The sequence below is a fragment of the Rhizobium azibense genome (assembly GCF_004342325.1).
GTDB lineage: Bacteria > Pseudomonadota > Alphaproteobacteria > Rhizobiales > Rhizobiaceae > Rhizobium > Rhizobium etli_B.
The window spans coordinates 426,829-444,266 of the sequence record NZ_SMBJ01000006.1; the positions used below are offsets into that span (position 1 = coordinate 426,829).

The 17,438-nt window shown below is 59.0% G+C and carries 17 protein-coding genes; 4 read left to right on the top strand and 13 right to left on the bottom strand.

What is annotated here, in order from left to right; all coding sequences use genetic code 11:
- Positions 1–84: 84 nt before the first annotated feature.
- Both EV130_RS17705 and EV130_RS17710 read left to right on the top strand, forming a co-directional pair.
- A complete protein-coding gene (locus tag EV130_RS17705) occupies positions 85–435 on the top strand; it encodes a hypothetical protein (protein ID WP_074065618.1) in 351 nt (116 codons plus the stop codon).
- Positions 436–888: 453 nt separating this feature from the next.
- Positions 889–1,137: a hypothetical protein gene (locus EV130_RS17710; protein WP_074064275.1), complete on the top strand. Its 249-nt coding sequence runs from the start codon at positions 889–891 to the stop codon at positions 1,135–1,137.
- A gap of 252 nt (positions 1,138–1,389) precedes the next feature.
- Here the strand turns inward: EV130_RS17710 and EV130_RS32590 are convergent, their stop codons facing one another.
- A complete protein-coding gene (locus EV130_RS32590; protein ID WP_165918539.1) occupies positions 1,390–1,533 on the bottom strand; it encodes a hypothetical protein in 144 nt (47 codons plus the stop codon).
- A 1,226-nt stretch (positions 1,534–2,759) separates the two neighbouring features.
- Here EV130_RS32590 and EV130_RS17720 point away from each other — a divergent pair.
- Positions 2,760–3,152, top strand: coding sequence for a c-type cytochrome (locus EV130_RS17720; protein WP_074064273.1), 393 nt, complete (start codon positions 2,760–2,762; stop codon positions 3,150–3,152).
- A gap of 56 nt (positions 3,153–3,208) precedes the next feature.
- On the opposite strand, the gene rpe is transcribed toward EV130_RS17720, so the two are convergent.
- Genes rpe through EV130_RS17760 form a run of 8 tightly spaced genes read right to left on the bottom strand, consistent with a single transcriptional unit; the run spans position 3,209 to position 11,839 of the window.
- The gene (gene rpe, locus EV130_RS17725; protein ID WP_132550918.1) at positions 3,209–3,898 is read right to left on the bottom strand and encodes a ribulose-phosphate 3-epimerase; all 690 of its coding nucleotides are present in this window, start codon (positions 3,896–3,898) and stop codon (positions 3,209–3,211) included.
- On the bottom strand, positions 3,895–4,833 hold the full coding sequence (gene cbbX, locus EV130_RS17730; protein ID WP_074064271.1) for a CbbX protein: 939 nt from the start codon (positions 4,831–4,833) through the stop codon (positions 3,895–3,897). The genes rpe and cbbX overlap by 4 nt, the downstream gene beginning before the upstream one ends.
- The gene (locus EV130_RS17735; RefSeq protein ID WP_074064270.1) at positions 4,826–5,245 is read right to left on the bottom strand and encodes a ribulose bisphosphate carboxylase small subunit; all 420 of its coding nucleotides are present in this window, start codon (positions 5,243–5,245) and stop codon (positions 4,826–4,828) included. The genes cbbX and EV130_RS17735 overlap by 8 nt, the downstream gene beginning before the upstream one ends.
- 10 nt (positions 5,246–5,255) lie before the next feature.
- On the bottom strand, positions 5,256–6,716 hold the full coding sequence (locus tag EV130_RS17740; RefSeq protein WP_074064269.1) for a form I ribulose bisphosphate carboxylase large subunit: 1,461 nt from the start codon (positions 6,714–6,716) through the stop codon (positions 5,256–5,258).
- Between the two features lie 35 nt (positions 6,717–6,751).
- Complete coding sequence (gene fba / locus EV130_RS17745) at positions 6,752–7,831, bottom strand: class II fructose-bisphosphate aldolase (RefSeq protein WP_132550920.1); 1,080 nt, start codon at positions 7,829–7,831, stop codon at positions 6,752–6,754.
- 47 nt (positions 7,832–7,878) lie between these two features.
- A complete protein-coding gene (tkt, locus tag EV130_RS17750; protein ID WP_132550922.1) occupies positions 7,879–9,891 on the bottom strand; it encodes a transketolase in 2,013 nt (670 codons plus the stop codon).
- Positions 9,892–9,902: 11 nt separating this feature from the next.
- Positions 9,903–10,775, bottom strand: a complete 873-nt coding sequence (locus EV130_RS17755) for a phosphoribulokinase (protein ID WP_074064267.1) — start codon at positions 10,773–10,775, stop codon at positions 9,903–9,905.
- Positions 10,776–10,789: 14 nt separating this feature from the next.
- Complete coding sequence (locus tag EV130_RS17760; RefSeq protein WP_132550924.1) at positions 10,790–11,839, bottom strand: class 1 fructose-bisphosphatase; 1,050 nt, start codon at positions 11,837–11,839, stop codon at positions 10,790–10,792.
- Between the two features lie 118 nt (positions 11,840–11,957).
- Here EV130_RS17760 and EV130_RS17765 point away from each other — a divergent pair, with 118 nt between their 5' ends.
- Positions 11,958–12,902, top strand: a complete 945-nt coding sequence (locus EV130_RS17765) for a LysR family transcriptional regulator (RefSeq protein ID WP_074064265.1) — start codon at positions 11,958–11,960, stop codon at positions 12,900–12,902.
- Positions 12,903–12,938: 36 nt separating this feature from the next.
- Here EV130_RS17765 and EV130_RS17770 read toward each other — a convergent pair whose 3' ends face one another.
- The 4 genes from EV130_RS17770 to EV130_RS17785 are packed head-to-tail and all read right to left on the bottom strand — an operon-like array spanning position 12,939 to position 17,357.
- Entirely contained in the window at positions 12,939–13,751 is an 813-nt protein-coding gene (locus EV130_RS17770) for a formylmethanofuran dehydrogenase subunit C (RefSeq protein WP_132550926.1), read from the bottom strand.
- The gene (gene fhcD / locus EV130_RS17775; protein WP_074064263.1) at positions 13,748–14,656 is read right to left on the bottom strand and encodes a formylmethanofuran--tetrahydromethanopterin N-formyltransferase; all 909 of its coding nucleotides are present in this window, start codon (positions 14,654–14,656) and stop codon (positions 13,748–13,750) included. The genes EV130_RS17770 and fhcD overlap by 4 nt, the downstream gene beginning before the upstream one ends.
- Complete coding sequence (locus EV130_RS17780) at positions 14,644–16,275, bottom strand: formylmethanofuran dehydrogenase subunit A (RefSeq protein WP_132550928.1); 1,632 nt, start codon at positions 16,273–16,275, stop codon at positions 14,644–14,646. The genes fhcD and EV130_RS17780 overlap by 13 nt, the downstream gene beginning before the upstream one ends.
- Positions 16,272–17,357: a molybdopterin-binding domain-containing protein gene (locus EV130_RS17785; RefSeq protein ID WP_237358652.1), complete on the bottom strand. Its 1,086-nt coding sequence runs from the start codon at positions 17,355–17,357 to the stop codon at positions 16,272–16,274. The genes EV130_RS17780 and EV130_RS17785 overlap by 4 nt, the downstream gene beginning before the upstream one ends.
- Between the last annotated feature and the right edge of the window lie 81 nt (positions 17,358–17,438).

The following is a 17,438-nucleotide window of genomic DNA, read 5'->3' on the forward strand; positions in this document are numbered from 1 at the left end:
ATCGACATCATTGAAATTATGCTACAATAACACTATACATGTTCTTCGAACGGCTGAAAAATGCGCTGCATGAAAGGAATCGCCATGATTGCCATTAAGACCCTCGGGATCGCGACCTTCGCACTTGCAGCAATCGGTTTTGCGTTTCCGGCGGCGGCGGGAACACGTTATCCGACCAACGTCATTGCAGAATACGTCTATGCCTGCATGAAGGCCAACGGCGAGAATCGGGCCGTCCTTGACCGTTGCTCGTGTTCGATCGACGTCATCGAATCCATTCTGCCCTATGAACGCTACGAGGCGGCCTCAACCTTCAAACAGATGGGGCTCCTCACCGGTGAAAACAGCGCGTTGTTCCGCGAAAGCGCCCCGGCAAAGGCCGCGACGGCGGAGTTGAGAAGAGCACAGGCCGAAGCGGACATACGATGCTTTTGAACCGGCTTTTGGTTTACGGACCGAGCCGGGAATTTTCACGGTCCGACCCCGCAGGTTTTCGCCGCACACGCAGGTGTCGTGGCACTTCTGACAAACCTCTGGACCACGATAGCTGCTGGTTTCATTGTTCTATCGGCGGCGTTAAAAAGATGAAAACCCAAAGGCGCTGCCGCTCCAAAACCGCCGGAAGCTAGCTGGCCAATATGACAAAACGACCTTGAGTTGGCGAACACTGCCCCCGATGAAAAACGCCAGGGGCGTCAATCCGTCAAAGCCAACCCGCTGCGCTTGCAAAAGGTTCCAGCTCTGGCATCTTCTGCACGAACGATGCCGGCAAGTCGGTAGCTCCATCTCGGAAGAACAAAGTGGTGCCGCTTCTGCAATCCTGTGGACTTTATCAGCAATCGTTGAAATGCCGTAGTCTCGCCAAAGGGAATCGGACACTATCGGTCTATGCGCGATATTTCACGGCCGTTCGCCACTGATGACAATCTCGAAAGGCACGTACACTGCCAGGAGGCCTTGCAATTCGCCTTCCTCGACCTGATAGCGGCGGCCGTTGCCGTCGGCTGGAACGAACGTGAGGCAATTGTCGCCGTCTTGGATCTTGCCGATAATCATATGCTGGCACTGGCGGCAAACGAAGGCATGTCCGCCCTGCTCGATGCCTTGAACGCAGCGCCACGACGCTCGTCGCACTGACGACATATGGTCGGCGATGGAGTGGAAGACATCGCGCGCCCTTGCTGGGGCTGGTGTTTACTGATTGGCTTTACCACGTATCGCGCCAGCTTATCACGACCGCGGATCTGATGAGAACCGACGGGTAATCAACCCGATAGATCGCGCGAAGCGGCACCGTTGTTACACCTCCCGACTTTTATGGAACATCGCCTCGAATGAATCGCTCGGGAAAAGAATGGCGCCAATACCTGGCTCATTCTCCAATCGCGTTCAGCTCTTATGTTTGCCGCCCTGTGCGTTGCTTTTCGTTGCGGCCTTGATCTGATTGGCGAACGTACTCTCCACCTTCATCGGAGACTTTTCCTGTTTCGGCTTCCGCGCTTCGCGGTTACCTCTTATTTGTCCTTTGGCCATTGGTGCGATCCTTTTTTTGAAGTTGGAACGATGTGTGAGGACAGAACCACAACATCCCGATACGACGATTTCGAAGTCCTCGTTGAACGATCCCGCGACAAGTAATTGGAGGTCCCGCGTGGGAGCTAGACGGCCGGCCAGCTTATTGGAGTTGCGCCCGAAGCATGGTTGAGCTCGGACGAAGGCAAGTATGAAAGATCGAACACGGAAGACAATCCTGTCCTCCCTTGAGGTGGCGTGTGGCGGCCATCGATCAGCAGCCTCCTAGATGAAGACCGCTGATAACAGACCATGCGCTCTTCCCATTCTCAATACAACTGAATTCGGTGAAAGCGCGGGTGCCAAGCGGGACATGAAGCGGGCGGCCAGACAAGGACGATCTTATCCTCGCTTACGCTGGCGAAACGTGCCCCACCGTCAACACAGGCGTCGAAAGCGACGGGTGAGGAAGTCTCAGTTCGCTCGCCTTCAGACAGCCGAGGCGTCGAACTAACCGCGGGTCTGTGATGCGAGGATTATGTGAGGCTGGGCTCGCCTATTGCAAGCTGCTCAGGACGCTGGAGCTGAAAGACCTCCGATGCGCAACCCTTCTCCTCGCGGCCGCTGCAATTTATCCATTGCACCGTGCAGGCCTGAAAGGAGCCCTTCTCCGGGCGACGCGGTCGTCGGATTTTCATCTTAGATTTCTGTGTCCTTCGGTGGGTATTCGCACCGCCATCTTACGACGCGCAAGTTCGGATGCTCCTCAGACCACCTGGCAATCTGAGGAGGCGCTTGGACCATACAGGCCATCAGGCTTCCCCTGTTTTCGAGATGAAGATGTTCATCCCGGCAGCTCGAGGGCCTGTCCTCAATACAGATTGTCAAGACGAGTTCGATAAATAACATGTCGCACCCTTCGCCCAACGTGGCCGCGCCGCGCCGATATTTTCTCGGGCGCCGTGGCCGCGACCGCCAACCAGCCGCTGCGCAGTGCTGGAACAGGTAAGAAGAAGCTAAGAGCTTCACCCCGGCGCGTCAATCGCGACCTTCGTCCTGTGCGGTCGATGAGGGTTCAGTGGCCTGTCGAAGGGTTGACTTACGTTCTCTGGCAGGTAAGTTTTTGCCGGATCGCAGGTCTACCGTCACTGTACGCAAGGCCATGCGATCCAAAATGGCTGGCGCCGGTGGAGGAACAGCAGCGCCTGCCTTCGTCAAAGGGCACCCTTGGCGAATGAGGAAATAGCATGAAATACCATATCCTTCTGATCGGTGTATCAGTTGCGATCTTTGCTGCCTGCGGGGCCAATGCTCAGGAGGGAGATTCCAACGCAGGCGCAACGGTGTTCAACAAGTGCAAGATCTGTCACAGTGCCGACACTGACCAGAACAAGGTCGGCCCTTCTTTGAACGGAGTGATCGGCAGGGTTGCCGGCTCGCATCCCGGGTTTTCCTATTCCAAGGCAATGATCGATGCGGGCAAGGCCGGCCTCAAGTGGGACGAGGCATCGTTGCGCGACTACCTCCACAATCCGAAGGCAAAGGTGAAGGGCACCAAGATGGCTTTTGCAGGCCTGAAGGACGATGGCGACATTGCCAATCTCCTCGCCTATCTCGGGCAATTCCAGAAGAAACAATAAAGGATGTGACCGCCGGCTGTCGCCGGCGGTCACATCCTCTCCTTGCCGTGCACGATTTACGCTGCCTGCTGCGCCAGCGCCTTGTCTGCCTGTCGGCGGATCACTTCGATATTGCCCGCATAGGCCGACGCGTCATTGCCAGCGAAAATGGCCGATCCCGAAACCAGCACGTCCGCACCGGCAGCTGCGATCAGCGACGCGGTTTCGGCCGTAATGCCGCCATCGACTTCGATATGGATCGGGCGATGCCCGATCAAGGCGGCCACGCGGCGCACCTTTTCGGCAACCGCCGGAATGAAGGCCTGACCGCCAAAGCCTGGATTGACGGTCATCAGCAGAACGAGGTCCAGCCTGTCGAGCACGTATTCGATTACGCTTTCGGGCGTCGACGGATTGAGCGCGACGCCTGCCTTCTTGCCGAGATTTCGGATCGCCTGAAGCGTTCGATCAAGATGGGGACCGGCCTCCGCATGGACCGTAATGTAATCGCAGCCGGCATCGGCGAAGGCGGCGATATAGGGATCGACCGGCGCGATCATGAGATGACAGTCGAAAACCGCGTCCGTCCGATTGCGGATCGATTTGACGACCGGCGGCCCGAAGGTGATGTTGGGCACGAAATGACCATCCATGACATCGAGATGGATCCAGTCTGCGCCCGCCTTCACGACCTCCTCGACTTCATTGCCCAACCGGGAAAAATCTGCCGAAAGGATGGAGGGAGCAATGATCGTTTTGCGGCTCATGGCGTGGCCTCTTCTTTTCTTGCAGCGGTTTTGAAAACGCGACTGGCCCGGATGTCCTTGGCAATGATGGTGGACAGCACCTTGGCATCAATCGGACCGACCGAAGTCTCGAAGAGCCGGTTTGCCTGCCGCAGGCGCGCCCGATCGAGGGCGTTGCGGATGGAGCGCGCATTGGCAAAATGCGGTTGGCGGCGCCGAAGGGCGATATACTCTTCCATGGCCGCCCTGGCCTTGGCGTCGAAACGGTAGTTCTGCTTGGAAAGTGTCGCCTCGGCGATCTGCAGCAATTCGTCATCGGTGTAATCGGGAAAATCTATATGATGGGCAATACGCGAACGAAAGCCTGGATTGCTTTCGAAGAAGCGCTCCATCCGATCGGCATAACCGGCCAGTATGACGACGAAGTCATCACGTTGGTGCTCCATGACCTGCAGGAGGATCTCGATCGCTTCCTGGCCGTAGTCGCGCTCGTTTTCCTTCCTGTAGAGGTAATAGGCCTCGTCGATGAAGAGGACACCCCCCATCGCCTTTTTCAGGATTTCCTTCGTCTTCGGTGCCGTGTGGCCAATATATTGGCCCACCAGGTCGTCGCGCGTCACCGACACCAGATGCCCCTTTCTTATGTAGCCAAGGCGATGGAGCAGGTTGGCCATGCGCAAAGCAACTGTGGTTTTTCCCGTCCCGGGATTGCCGCTGAAGCTCATATGTAGCGTCGGCGTTTCATGAGCGAGACCGAGGCGCCTGCGCGCACGCTCGACCAAAAGCAGGGCCGCGGTCTCCTTGATCCGCTGCTTGACTGGTGCAAGGCCGATGAGAGAACTATCCAGCTCGTCGACGAGCTCCTTGACACCGGAATCGACATATTCCGCCCGCAGATCGATGACTGAGGGCTCCGCGTCATCGATCTCGGGCCTCAGGTGGACCGCATCAGCCATAACGTTCTCCCGCCGGCCGGTTTGCCGCATAGGAACGCGTGGTGTAATGGAGCCGTCTGCCGGCCGCCTCCTGCCGCTCAAGCCGGAACCCCGGCTCTTGCGCCGGACGATTGACGATGAAGGAGAGGCGAACGGACTCCCATCCGTGGCTGCTGTCGAAGGCGACGAGGCGGATGTAGCGGTCGCCATAGACCTTCCGGCACTCGTGAAGCTCCATTATCAGCGCGGCTGCGTCAGCGTTGTCGAACATCGGATGGCCCCACATGTCCCAATAGGTATTGCGGGGATGGGGATCATCGGTGAATTCGAGGCTCGTCGCCCAGCCGTTATCGATGCAGTATTGCGCCTGCCGGGCGATCTGCTCGTCCGTCAGCGGCGGCAGGAACGAGAATGCTCCCTGGGTGATATGCATGTTAGCTCTCCTATTCTGCTGCTGTGGCCGTCGGTACGAAATCCGGCGTGTCGGTCGAGGTGTAGTTGAAGGTCACGTCCTTCCAGACGTCGAGGGCCTGCTGCAATGGCTGGCAGTGGCGCGCCGCCTCGCGCAGGATCTCCGGTCCTTCATGCACAATCTCCCGTCCCTCGTTGCGGGCGAGCACCATACATTCAAGCGCAACGCGGTTGGCCGTGGCGCCGGCGGCTATGCCCATGGGATGGCCAATGGTGCCGCCGCCGAACTGCAGCACGACATCTTCACCAAGAAGGTCCAGGAGCTGATGCATCTGCCCTGCGTGGATGCCACCGGAAGCAACGGGCATCATGCGGTTGAGAGAGGCCCAATCCTGGTCGAAGAAGATGCCGTTTTCCAAACGCATCGGGTTGAAGCCTTCGCGGCAGACGTCGTAGTAGCCGCGTGTTGTTGCGGGATCGCCCTCCAGCTTGCCGACAACGGTTCCGGCGTGAATGTGGTCTACCCCTGCAAGGCGCATCCACTTGGCGATCACTCGGAATGACACGCCATGTGTCTTCTGGCGCGTATATGTCGAGTGACCGGCGCGATGAAGGTGCAGGATCATGTCGTTGCGTCGCGCCCATTTTGCCATGGATTGGATCGCGGTGTAGCCGATGACGAGATCGATCATGACGATGACCGATCCAATCTCTTTGGCAAATTCTGCCCGCTCGTACATGTCCTCCATGGTGGCTGCCGTGACGTTCAAATATGTTCCCTTGATTTCGCCCGTCTCGGCCTGGGCCTTGTTGACCGCCTCCATGCAGTAGAGAAAGCGTTCGCGCCAGTGCATGAAAGGCTGCGAGTTGATGTTTTCGTCATCCTTTGTGAAATCCAATCCGCCCTTCAACGCTTCATAGACCACGCGACCGTAGTTGCGACCCGAAAGGCCGAGCTTCGGTTTCACAGTCGCCCCAAGCAGCGGGCGACCGAACTTGTCCAGCCGCTCGCGCTCGACGACGATGCCGGTCGCAGGTCCCTGGAAGGTCTTCACATAGGCGACCGGAAACCGCATGTCTTCCAATCGTAATGCCTTCAGCGGCTTGAAGCCGAAGACGTTGCCGATGATCGATGCGCTCACGTTGGCAATCGAGCCCGGCTCGAACAGGTCGAGATCATAGGCGATATAGGCGAAATACTGACCCTGTGCATTTGGCACAGGATCGAGCCTGTAGGCCTTTGCACGATATTTCTCGGTTGCCGTCAGCCGGTCGGTCCACACGACCGTCCAGGTGGCGGTCGAAGATTCGCCGGCGACGGCTGCTGCTGCCTCGACAGGATCGACGCCGTCTTGCGGCGTGATGCGGAAGAGCGCGATGATATCGGTATCCTTCGGCTCGTAATCAGGCTCCCAGTAGCCCATTTTTTTGTATTCCATCACGCCAGATCTGTAACGTTCCGCACCTGTGACGGTTTGCGATTTATTGGCCATGACTTGGTCCTCTCGTTGTTCTTCCGGATCGCCGTTCAGGCGGCTTTGGCTGGTGTGGTTGTCGGATCGAGTTCGCCGGCGGCGTAGCGTTTTGCCATTTCATCCAAGGCAATGACCTTGATCCGTGAGGCGTTGCCCGCCGTGCCGAAACGTTCGAAGCGGTCACGGCAGAGATTGCCCAGGGCATCCATGGCCGGTTTCAGGAATTTTCGCGGATCGAATTCCTCAGGATGCTCTGAGGCGATTTTGCGAAACTGCCCCGCCATCGCCATGCGACAATCGGTATCGATGTTGATCTTGCGGACCCCATTGCGAATGCCGCGCTCGATCTCCTCGACCGGCACGCCGTAGGTTTGCGGCATCCGACCTCCGAAGCGGTTGATGACATCCTGCATTTCCTGCGGGACCGAGGATGAGCCGTGCATGACGAGATGCGTGTTCGGCAGCTTGAGGTGGATTGCCTGAATGACGCTCATCGCCAGAATATCGCCGTCCGGCGCCCTGGTGAACTTGTAGGCGCCATGAGATGTGCCGCAGGCGATCGCCAGCGCATCGACACCGGTGCGCGCGACAAAATCGACGGCCTGGTCAGGGTCCGTCAGAAGCTGCTCATGTGACAGAGCACCTTCAGCCCCATGACCGTCCTCGGCAGCTCCGGTGCCGCTCTCAAGCGACCCAAGGACACCCAGTTCCCCCTCGACAGATACGCCCAGCCAATGGGCAATGCGCGTGACCCGTTCGGTAATTGCGACATTATACTCATAAGACGAAGGTGTTTTGGCATCCGCTTCGAGAGAGCCATCCATCATCACCGAGGTGAAGCCGTGGCGTATCGCCGACATGCAGGTCGCCTCGTCGCTACCGTGGTCCTGATGGACGCAGATGGGAATGGCCGGATAAATCTCCGACAGTGCCTCGATCATGCGCGCCAGCATGATGTCCTTTGCATAGGCGCGGGCACCCTTGGAGGCCTGGAGAATAACGGGAGAGTCACAGGAGGCAGCCGCCTCCATAACCGCAAGCCCCTGCTCCATATTGTTGATGTTGAAGGCGGGAACGCCATAACCGTATTCCGCTGCATGATCGAGCAGCTGGCGTAATGCGATGCGGGCCATCAGCCTGCTCCTTTCACGTTGAACTGTCCGGCCGGCCTGATCAGACCTCAGGCCGCAAGTCTCAGCGCCGCCTCCACGACGGCTTTGGGGGTGATGGCGAAATGCTCATAGAGTGCGGCGGCAGGAGCGCTGGCACCAAAGCCCTCCATGCCGATGAAAATGCCACCGTTTCCGAGATATCGATCCCAACCGAGACGGGCCGCCGCTTCGATGCCGATCCGCGGAGCCGTTCCGAGCACTGCCTGTCGGTATTCTGACGGCTGCTGTTCGAATAGCTCCCAGCACGGCATGGACACCACCTTCGCCCCGATGCCGTGTTCGGCTGAAAGCATGTCGGCAGCAACGCAGGCAATTTCGACCTCGGAACCGGTCGCGAGGAGCGTGACGGAGGATGGTTGCGAGGTCGCGCGCAGGATGTAGGCTCCACGCGCAGAACGGTTTTCTTCGCTATTGGCCGAACGACACATTGGCAGATTCTGCCGCGACAGCACAATCACGCTCGGACGATTGCAGTCCTTGAGGGCCTGTTCCCAACATTCGGCCGTCTCGATGATGTCGCACGGACGATAGACGTTCAAGTTGGGTGTCGCCCGCAGCATTGCCAGATGCTCGATCGGTTGATGGGTCGGCCCGTCTTCTCCAAGGCCGATCGAGTCATGCGTCATGACGTAGATGACCTGCTGGCCCATGAGCGCCGAAAGGCGGATGGCGCCGCGCGCGTAGTCGGAGAAGACGAGAAATGTGCCGCCATAGGGAATGAACCCGCCATGCAGGGCAAGGCCGTTCATCGCAGCCGACATTGCGTGTTCGCGGATACCATAATGAATATAGCGGCCGGCGTAACTTCCCGGCTTGATCGGCTCCATTCCCGCGGTAAGCGTCAGGTTGGAATGGGTCAGGTCCGCCGAGCCGCCGATCGTCAGATCCGTCGCGGCGTTGATGATGCCAAGAACCATCTCGGAGGCCTTGCGCGTGGCGACCTTGGTCGCCTTGGACTGGTGCGTTTTACGAAACTCGGCAAGTTCATCGAACAGTGACGTGTCGATCTGACGATCGACGGTTCTCAGGAAGGCGGCGCCTTCGGGAGCGGAGGCAACGCGATTAACCCATTTGACCCGCTCGGCTGCCCCGCGTGCAGCCGCATCGCGCCAGCGCTCCAAGATAGCCTCAGGAACCTCGAACGGCGCCGATCTCCATTTCAAGGCGTGTCGTGCCGCGGCAACTTCGGCTTCGCCAAGTGGCGCGCCATGCGTCTTCTCCGACCCCTGAAGATTTGGGGCGCCCTTGCCGATGATTGTACGGCAGGAAATGAGCGACGGCTTGTTCGAAGCCCTTGCCCGCGCAATCGCCCGGCCGATCGCATCGAAATCGTGCCCATCGATCTCCTGCACGTCGAAGCCCGCCGCCTGGAAGCGTGCAAGCTGGTTCATCGAGGTCGAGAGGCTGGTGGGACCGTCGATCGAGATGGAATTGTTGTCCCAGAACACGATCAGCCGCGACAGCTTCAAATGGCCGGCAAGGTCAATCGCTTCATGGCTGATGCCCTCCTGCAGGCATCCGTCACCGGCAATGACATAGGTATAGTGATCAACGACCCCGTCGCCATAGCGCGCATTGGAAACGCGCTCTGCAAGCGCCATTCCGACCGCCGTTGCGATACCCTGGCCCAATGGACCAGTGGTCGTCTCGATGCCGAGGGCGTGACTGTACTCGGGATGCCCGGCAGTCCTGGCGCCAAGCTGGCGGAAGCGCTGCAGCTCCTCAACCGTCATGTCCTCATAGCCGATCAGGTAGTGAAGCGCATATTGCAGCATCGAACCATGGCCGGCCGAAAGAACGAAGCGATCGCGATCGGGCCAATCGGGGTGCGAAGGATCGATCTTGATGAAGCGGCTGAACAGCACGGTTGCGACGTCGGCCATGCCCATCGGCATGCCAGGATGGCCGGAGTTGGCTTTTTGAACACCATCCATGGCAAGCGCTCTGATTGCATCGGCCATGTCTTGTTCCGTTATGATAGCAGACTCGATACTGTCCTGCGTCTGGAGTTGCGTGTTCATGGCTTTCATCCTCATGAGGCGCGGTTTTTGCGTTCGATCAGTTGCATGATCAGGGGTGTCAGGATCAGCTGCATGGCGAGATCGAGCTTGTTTCCCGGCACCACGATGGAATTGGCGCGCGACATGAACGAGTCGTGGATCATCGACAGCAGATAGGGGAAATCGATGCCGCGCGGTCTGGCGAAGCGGATGACGAGCATCGATTCGTCAGGCGTCGGAATCCAGCGGGCGATGAACGGGTTGGATGTGTCGACGATCGGCACCCGCTGGAAATTGATATCGGTCAGCGTGAACTGCGGCGTGATGTAGCGCACATAGTCGGGCATGCGCCGCAAGATGACGTCCATGACCGCTTCCGTGGAATAGCCGCGCGCTTCGCGATCACGGTGGATCTTCTGGATCCATTCGAGATTGATGACAGGCACGACGCCGATCTTCAGGTCGGCGTGACGGGCGAGATTGACCTTGTCCGTCACCGCGCATCCATGCAGCCCTTCATAAAAGAGCAGGTCGCTTTTGGGAAAATCGCGCCATGGCGTGAAGCTGCCCGGGGGGACGTCAAAACGTGCGGCCTCCTGTTCATCGTGGATATAGGTCCGTGTGTGGCCCGTGCCGCTGCGACCATATTCTTCGAAAACGGCCTCGAGCGTCTCCAGTTCGTTGGCGTCTGCGTTGAAATGGGTGAAATTTGGATTGCCGTTTCGTTCCTCCTGGGCCACCTTTTCCTTCATGGCCTGCCGGTCATAGCGGTGAAATGCGTCTCCCTCGATGAAGGCCGCTTCGATATTCTCGCGCCGGAAGATCTGCTCGAAAATCCGCTTGACCGAGGTGGTTCCGGCGCCCGACGATCCGGTAATCGAAATGATGGGATGCCTTGCGGACATGTCTTGTTCTCCGATCAGGCCCTGAAGAGACCGCGATTGCTGAAGAGCGGCGCCCGCTCGGCAATATTGCTCGGCTCGGTGTGGTAACGCGAGATGCGCAAGACCTCCCGCTGCGAGCCGAAGACCAGCGGAACGCGCTGGTGCAGTGACGTGGGCATCAGGTCCAGAATACGGCTGATCGTGTCGGTGGCGGCTCCGCCGGCCTGCTCAATGAGGAAGGCGATCGGATTGGCCTCGTAGACCAGCCGCAGGCGACCCTCGCCATAGCCCCTTCGCGTATCGCCGGGATAGAGATAAATGCCGCCGCGCATGAGGATGCGATAAGCATCGGCAGCAACGGCCGCGATCCACCGCATATTGAATTCCTTCTCACGCGGCCCTTCCGTCCCCTTCAGGCAATCGTCGACATAGAGCCTTACGGCTTCGTCCCAATGACGATAGTTGGAGGCATTGATCGCGAATTCCTGTGTCCGCGGTGGAATGATGACGCTTTCGTGGACCTGCACGAATACGCCGCCACCGGAGGAAAAGACGAAGACATGGGTGCCGCTGCCAAGGCTGAGAACCAGCGCAAGCTGTGGTCCGTAGATGAAAAAGCCGGCGGCGAGCTGGGCGTCTCCCTTTTGGAAGAAGGAGGCGTTAGGCTCGCCGACCGGATCACCAGCTGTTGGGAGGATGGAGAAGATCGTCCCGATGGAGACGTTTATGTCGATGTTCGAGGAGCCGTCCAGCGGATCGATGGCGACTGCAAGCGGCGCTTTCGGATCGAGAAGAGCTGCCTCATCGAGCTCCTCGGAGGCGTAGAGGCTGACAGGCGCCTCCCGCATGGCGTTGATGAACAGGGCATCAGCCAGAACGTCGAGATCCTTTGTTATGTCGCCGCCTGGACCAACATGACCGCGCTCTCTGGAAAAGGCCCTGCCGGGCGCACCCTGATTGATCGTGCTGTAGAGCGTGACCGCAGCGGCAGCCAGCTGCCGGATGGTGACGACGGCAGCTTCGCAATGGCGCCCCCCGCTGCTGATATGGGAACTCAAAAAACTGTCTAGCGTCGACGAAGTCATGGCCTTCCTCCCCGCCCGCTCCTCACTGCCCGGGCATGGCAAACATCGAAACAGGAATTACGCGTTAAGTAAAATTTATTGTATTTACTAGTTAGCTAAAAAAAATTAAGTTGTGAGGATGAAGAACCTCACGCTTCGACATCTGCGTGCAACGCAGGAGATAGCACGGCACGGAACGATCGTGCGGGCAGCCAATGCTCTCGGCCTTACGCCCTCGGCCGTTACCATCCAGCTCAAGCAGATTGAGGAGGATGCGGGCATCCTCCTATTCGACCGGACAAATGATGGAATTCGACCAACGGCGGCGGGTCTTGCTTTCATCGATGCCGCCCAGTCGATCGAGGAACGGCTGCGCCAACTGGACGACGAAGTCGATGCGATCAAGGGCGTACGCACCGGCACCCTCGCCCTCGGTGTCGTCTCGACCGCCAAATACTTCGCGCCAAACATGATGGCGACCTTCCGCAAGAGCCATCCCGGCATTGCCGTTTCGCTCGCAATCGGCAACCGGGCCGAAATCATCACAAAGCTCAAGAACCATGACGTCGACATCGCCCTGATGGGCCGTCCGCCCAGGGACATGCCGTTGCACTCGGTGGGATTCGGTGACCATCCGCTGGTGATGGTCGCGCCGCCCGACCATCCCCTGGCAAGGAAACGGGACATCACCAAAGAGGAAATCGCGAAGGAACATTTTCTTGTCCGAGAACCCGGTTCGGGCACGCGCATATCGCTGGAAATCTTCCTCGGCGAAATTCCTGGCAGGTTGGATGAACTGGGAACCGAGATGTCGTCGAACGAGACGATCAAGCAGGCCGTCATGGCGGGTCTCGGAATCGCTTTCATTTCGGCTCACACAATCGCCATGGAACTGGAGTTCGGCAAACTCGTCACGCTCGACGTCATCGGCATGCCGATCCGCAGGCAATGGTTTTCGGTAACGCGAACGGACAGAACGATCTCGCCGGCGATGAGTGCCTTTCAGGTGTTCCTGCGGGAGCGGGGAGCCCAATGCCTGCCCCTCTTCGACAAGCTTTACCCGATGCTGCAGCAATCCGATTGAAGACCTTCGGCCGATCTCGAACCGGGTGGTCACGGCTCAACCTCGCGGAAACATGATCTCGCCCTTGCCCAAGACTGCATTGTCGCCGCCGAAACGGAAGGGTTTTTTGCCGAGCAGCGGCCGATCGAGAATTTTGTCTTCCATCAGATAGCGATCAAACAGGGTCGGAAAGACGATGTCCACGCGGCCGCAATCGATGAAGGTCGGCGAAAGTGCCGCCGGTCGCCGGTCGAACAGAAGCGAGCCGCGTTTCATCAAATGGCCGGGATAAAGACCGACGCGCCCGATCGCAACGATCGTCCCGGCGGTCATGCCGAAACCGGCATAATCGCCGCATCCTTTCAAAAGCGCGATGATGCCTCGCCGCATTTTATCGCCGGGGCGATGGCCGGCCCTGCCGCCAACGATCACAAGCCCGCCCGCCATGCCGTGGATCTCTCCCGCCATCGGCCCACCAAGGCCGTCGCCTGCATCACCGCCGATCTCGATGCGCCCGTTCTTCATTCCCGAGCCCGCCTGCAATCCGGCATTGCCTTCGATGTTCAGAAGGCCGCCACTCATGCGCCGACCGGCGCGGGCGCCGACATCGCCCTCGACGCGGATCTGTCCCGTCGCCATCTCCGCTCCGACGAAGTCGAAGCGAGCGCTGCCGCCTGAAAACACGATGTTCGAGATATCCTTGCCCGCAACCTTGAAGACATCGCCGACCGAGGCGGGACGCCGGCTCGTTCCGATCGGCAATCTGGCGATGTCGGCAGGTTGCATGCCGTGGAGTTTATGGGGTGTCAAGCCGGATAGGTCGAGCCTTTCATCCGGTTCGGAGCGAAGGGTGAAGGTCAGCGGCTTCATGGCAGGAGATCCCTTAGATGATAGTGGAACTTGCCGAGTTTGCCGCCATAATTTCCCGCGCTGATGCGCAAGGCGCCGCGCTTCGGTCCGAAATTGATGACGGCCTTCAGCCCGGCCCGCATAGCCGCGGCCACCGCCTCGCTCGTCTGCCCGTCGATGACGATTTCAAGGATTGCATTGATGCCAGGACCAAGCGCGCTCTTGGTCACCCCCCGCAGTGTGGGCGCATAGGCATCATTGGTCGAAGCCATCATTCCCTTGTATTTGCCGCCGATTTTCGAGCCGGAGCGCACGATGCCGCCGGGGAACGGCATGATTGCGCCGGGAATCTTTTCGATCGCCGCCACGGCGCGTTCGGCGGCCGCCAGCGCCCTTTCGCCGTCTGCGGCGAGCAGGAAGAGATTTCCGCCGCCAACTGCCTCTTTCGTCAGACCCGTCTTCGCCTCGCAAAGAAATTCGCCGTCCATGACCGGCACCCGCCAATAGTGCTTGCCGCCGAACTTCTTGGAGATCTGCCATCCGTCGCCGAAATAGCGCAGGGATGATCCGAGATCGAGCGAGGCGCTGCCTTCGAGCCCGGAAAAACAGGCGCTGCCGGGGGAGGTCAGAACACACTGACCGAGCCTGGTTTTCAACTGCTTCTGCAGCTCGTCCGTCCCCATCGCAAAGATCATGACACGGCAACCCGGACGCCCATCCGGCGTCGCGGACGCCGGAATATCGATGTCGATCGCCGCCTCGCAGCCACAGCCTATGACGGAGGTCGCAAAGCCCGTCATGGTCGTCGCCGCCTGACGCGCCCATTTCAGGCTCGGCGCGGTGATGATGATTGCGGTCGCACGCATGCCGAATGCCTCCGCAAACGTGTCGTCGATCTCAATGCCGTTGCGGATCAGCTCTTGCATGCGACCTCCGCAAAGGGAGTTTCGCGACAGATCGCTGAATCCGAAAAGGTGAACCAATCGAGCGACAGCCCGTAGCGATCTTCGTGATAGGCTTGCATGCGCTTGATGATGGCCTTGTCGAGCGGCGGATTGAGGTGCATCGTCTTTCCCCAACGATAGTGCGTGACGACGCCGTCTTCGACGACCAGGTCGCCGTTCTTGAACACAAGAGCTGCATCGCGGAACATCTTTTGGACGTCCTGCCCTTTCCGGTAGACGGCGATATCCGCGATTGCGCCGGGGCCGAGATGCCCGCGATCGTCGAGGCCAAGCAGCTTCGCCGGCGCTGCTCGTGTCATGACAGCCACCTCCTCAAGGGTATATTCACGGGAGATCGAGGCGAGTGTGGTAAGCTCCAGCGCGGAGTGGTCGAGCTCCTCCATCTTGGCATGGCGGACATCGCGGCGCATCAGCAACTCGAACAATTCGGGATAGGCTGTAAAGGGGGCGCCGTTCGGATGGTCGGTGGTGAAGAAAACCCGCCATGGATCGTTGATCAGCAAGAACAGCTCGAGCCCCACCGCCCATTGCAGCGAACCATAGTAGTCCTTGCGATAGCGATAGGGGACGATGCCGCCGCCGTTTCCGTCGCCGTCGAAGAGAATGGACTTTTTCGGGCTCGCGGTTCGCATGCCGGAATATTGCCTTGTGACGTCGGACGAGATCGTCACCGTCTGGCCGAACATCACCTGGCCGACGTCGATCGTCACATTTTCCGTGTTGTTGACGAGATCGGCAAGACGGGCAGCTTCAGAAGAAAAGCCGCGTTTGCCTTCGGTGCCATAACCGTAAAACTGCAGGTGCGCCAGATGGATTGGTTGGCCTTGCGATGCGCGAATAGTCTCAGCAGCCGTTGCGGCGTTTCCGGCAATGCCAAGATTATTGGCGTGAACATGGAGAGGGTGAGGAATTCCCAGACGGCCGACGGCCGACTGCAGCGTCTCGACGATCTTGCGGGAAGTGACACCGTAGGATGGAACGACGTCGTCTAAGGCGAAGCTGCGGATGTTTTCCTTAAAGGCGGCGGCTGCGCCTGCATTGATCACCTTAACGCCGAGCGATCTTGCCGTCGACACCGTCCACGCCACGTAGTCGTCGATCATCGCCGACGAGGCATTGTCCCTGATCATCGACAGAAGGAAATCGTCATTGCCGAGAATTGCAAGCGTTGCCTTATCGATGATCGGAATGTCGGCAAGCTCCATATGGGTATGAAGCGCATTCGTAGGCGACATGGCGGGCTCTACCACGGTGGTAAAACCCATTTGAGCGTAAAGGCATCCCGTGTTGAAGGTCGACCAACCGGCGTTTGCAAGAGGCGTGTGCAACGGCCGCTTGAGGTGGGCGGCATGTTGCTCGGGCAACAGAAGTCGGGCCGTATTCACGTTGCCGCCGCCGATATGCGAATGGATGTCAATTGCACCGGCCATGACGACGCAGCCGGAAACCTCATAGGTTTTGTCGGCTCTCTTTGAGACCGGCTTTTCGATGATGAAGCCATCCTTGATCCAGACGTCGCGCTTGCCGGGGAAACCATTCACCGGATCCACCACCTCCCCACCTGCAACACGGATGATCATGATGGCAAACCCTCTTCCTGCAGGGCATGCTGGAGTTGCCCGACGATGTTGGAAATGCTGGGGAGAGCGGAAGGCACCGATGCGGCAACGGATCTTAAGGTTCCAATGCGGCTCGAATAGACCACACCGTCATGATCAAGGCCAGCCTTGCCGATGCGAACGGTGACCAACGCCCCGGCAGCGGGCCGTTCACTTCTCACCAGCGCGATCGTGGGCACCCTGCTGCGCTTCGACGGACGCGCCTCGTCACGCTCCGATACAAACAAATGCAGATCCGCCTCCCCTTCTGCAATCATCCGCTCGATGTCGCAAAGCCACGGATCATGGATGGGTGAGCCGGTCGAAAAACCCGTCCGCGGCGGAAAGCCCGTCATCCAGGCCGATGCCAAGACCATGCCCCAGGCGTCGTCGTCGGATGGCAGGAAAAGAGCCGTCGCTCGCCGGGCTCTGTTGATGTCGGCCAGCATGCCTTGCAGCATCCCCAGACTGGCCGGGTCGTTGAGATGGGAAAAGACGAAGACGGGAAAACGCGCGCTCGCCATTTCGCTTAAAAAGGAATCGACATTGGCGAGGGGGGCGGATGCTTTCCTTCCCGCCAGGATCGCCCTGAGGCTTGCGAGCACGGCATCGATGGCAAAATCGGACGAGCCCACTTCGACCGCTTTCACACGCCGCACAGGATCGCCGAGGGCAGTCGACGCCTTGCCTTTGATCCGAAGCCAGCGCCTTCGGCTGGACGAAGTAAGATCCGCCGCCGTTGACGCAAGCGATGAAAGCAGATCGTGATGAGCCGCTGGAATATCGCCCACGATGATGACGAGGTCGGCGCGGCGTCGCACTTCCGTCGCCGTTGCAAAAAAACCCCCGATATCCGTGTGAAGTGCCACCTCATGAAGGAGATTTCGGCCATTCACGTGGTCGTAGGTCGCCCCGACCCGCTCCGCCAGCGCAATCAGGCTGCGGGTACCATGGACATCCGATTCGATGGAAAATACCGGGCAGCGGCTTTTTGCCAGAAGCTTTGCCACCTGCTCAATTGCAGCCGGCAAAGGAACTGTTTGGCTGCCGATCCATGCAACCATCACACTCCGAAACTTTCTGGTGCCGTCGTGAATTTATCTGTTCTTCGTCAAATGTGAAGTCCATTCGACGAAAAATACCGC

What these genes read in the sequence shown, in the direction of transcription:
- EV130_RS17755 (WP_074064267.1), bottom strand. Translation starts at nt 10,775, where the DNA reads ATGTCCGCAAGGCATCCCATCATTTCGATTACCGGATCGTCGGGCGCC.
- EV130_RS17770 (WP_132550926.1), bottom strand. Translation starts at nt 13,751, where the DNA reads ATGAAGCCGCTGACCTTCACCCTTCGCTCCGAACCGGATGAAAGGCTC.
- EV130_RS17710 (WP_074064275.1), top strand. Translation starts at nt 889, where the DNA reads ATGCGCGATATTTCACGGCCGTTCGCCACTGATGACAATCTCGAAAGG.
- cbbX (WP_074064271.1), bottom strand. Translation starts at nt 4,833, where the DNA reads ATGGCTGATGCGGTCCACCTGAGGCCCGAGATCGATGACGCGGAGCCC.
- EV130_RS17735 (WP_074064270.1), bottom strand. Translation starts at nt 5,245, where the DNA reads ATGCATATCACCCAGGGAGCATTCTCGTTCCTGCCGCCGCTGACGGAC.
- EV130_RS17780 (WP_132550928.1), bottom strand. Translation starts at nt 16,275, where the DNA reads ATGATCATCCGTGTTGCAGGTGGGGAGGTGGTGGATCCGGTGAATGGT.
- fhcD (WP_074064263.1), bottom strand. Translation starts at nt 14,656, where the DNA reads ATGCAAGAGCTGATCCGCAACGGCATTGAGATCGACGACACGTTTGCG.
- EV130_RS17740 (WP_074064269.1), bottom strand. Translation starts at nt 6,716, where the DNA reads ATGGCCAATAAATCGCAAACCGTCACAGGTGCGGAACGTTACAGATCT.
- EV130_RS17785 (WP_237358652.1), bottom strand. Translation starts at nt 17,357, where the DNA reads ATGGTTGCATGGATCGGCAGCCAAACAGTTCCTTTGCCGGCTGCAATT.
- EV130_RS17720 (WP_074064273.1), top strand. Translation starts at nt 2,760, where the DNA reads ATGAAATACCATATCCTTCTGATCGGTGTATCAGTTGCGATCTTTGCT.
- EV130_RS17765 (WP_074064265.1), top strand. Translation starts at nt 11,958, where the DNA reads ATGAAGAACCTCACGCTTCGACATCTGCGTGCAACGCAGGAGATAGCA.
- rpe (WP_132550918.1), bottom strand. Translation starts at nt 3,898, where the DNA reads ATGAGCCGCAAAACGATCATTGCTCCCTCCATCCTTTCGGCAGATTTT.
- EV130_RS17760 (WP_132550924.1), bottom strand. Translation starts at nt 11,839, where the DNA reads ATGACTTCGTCGACGCTAGACAGTTTTTTGAGTTCCCATATCAGCAGC.
- fba (WP_132550920.1), bottom strand. Translation starts at nt 7,831, where the DNA reads ATGGCCCGCATCGCATTACGCCAGCTGCTCGATCATGCAGCGGAATAC.
- EV130_RS32590 (WP_165918539.1), bottom strand. Translation starts at nt 1,533, where the DNA reads ATGGCCAAAGGACAAATAAGAGGTAACCGCGAAGCGCGGAAGCCGAAA.
- EV130_RS17705 (WP_074065618.1), top strand. Translation starts at nt 85, where the DNA reads ATGATTGCCATTAAGACCCTCGGGATCGCGACCTTCGCACTTGCAGCA.
- tkt (WP_132550922.1), bottom strand. Translation starts at nt 9,891, where the DNA reads ATGAACACGCAACTCCAGACGCAGGACAGTATCGAGTCTGCTATCATA.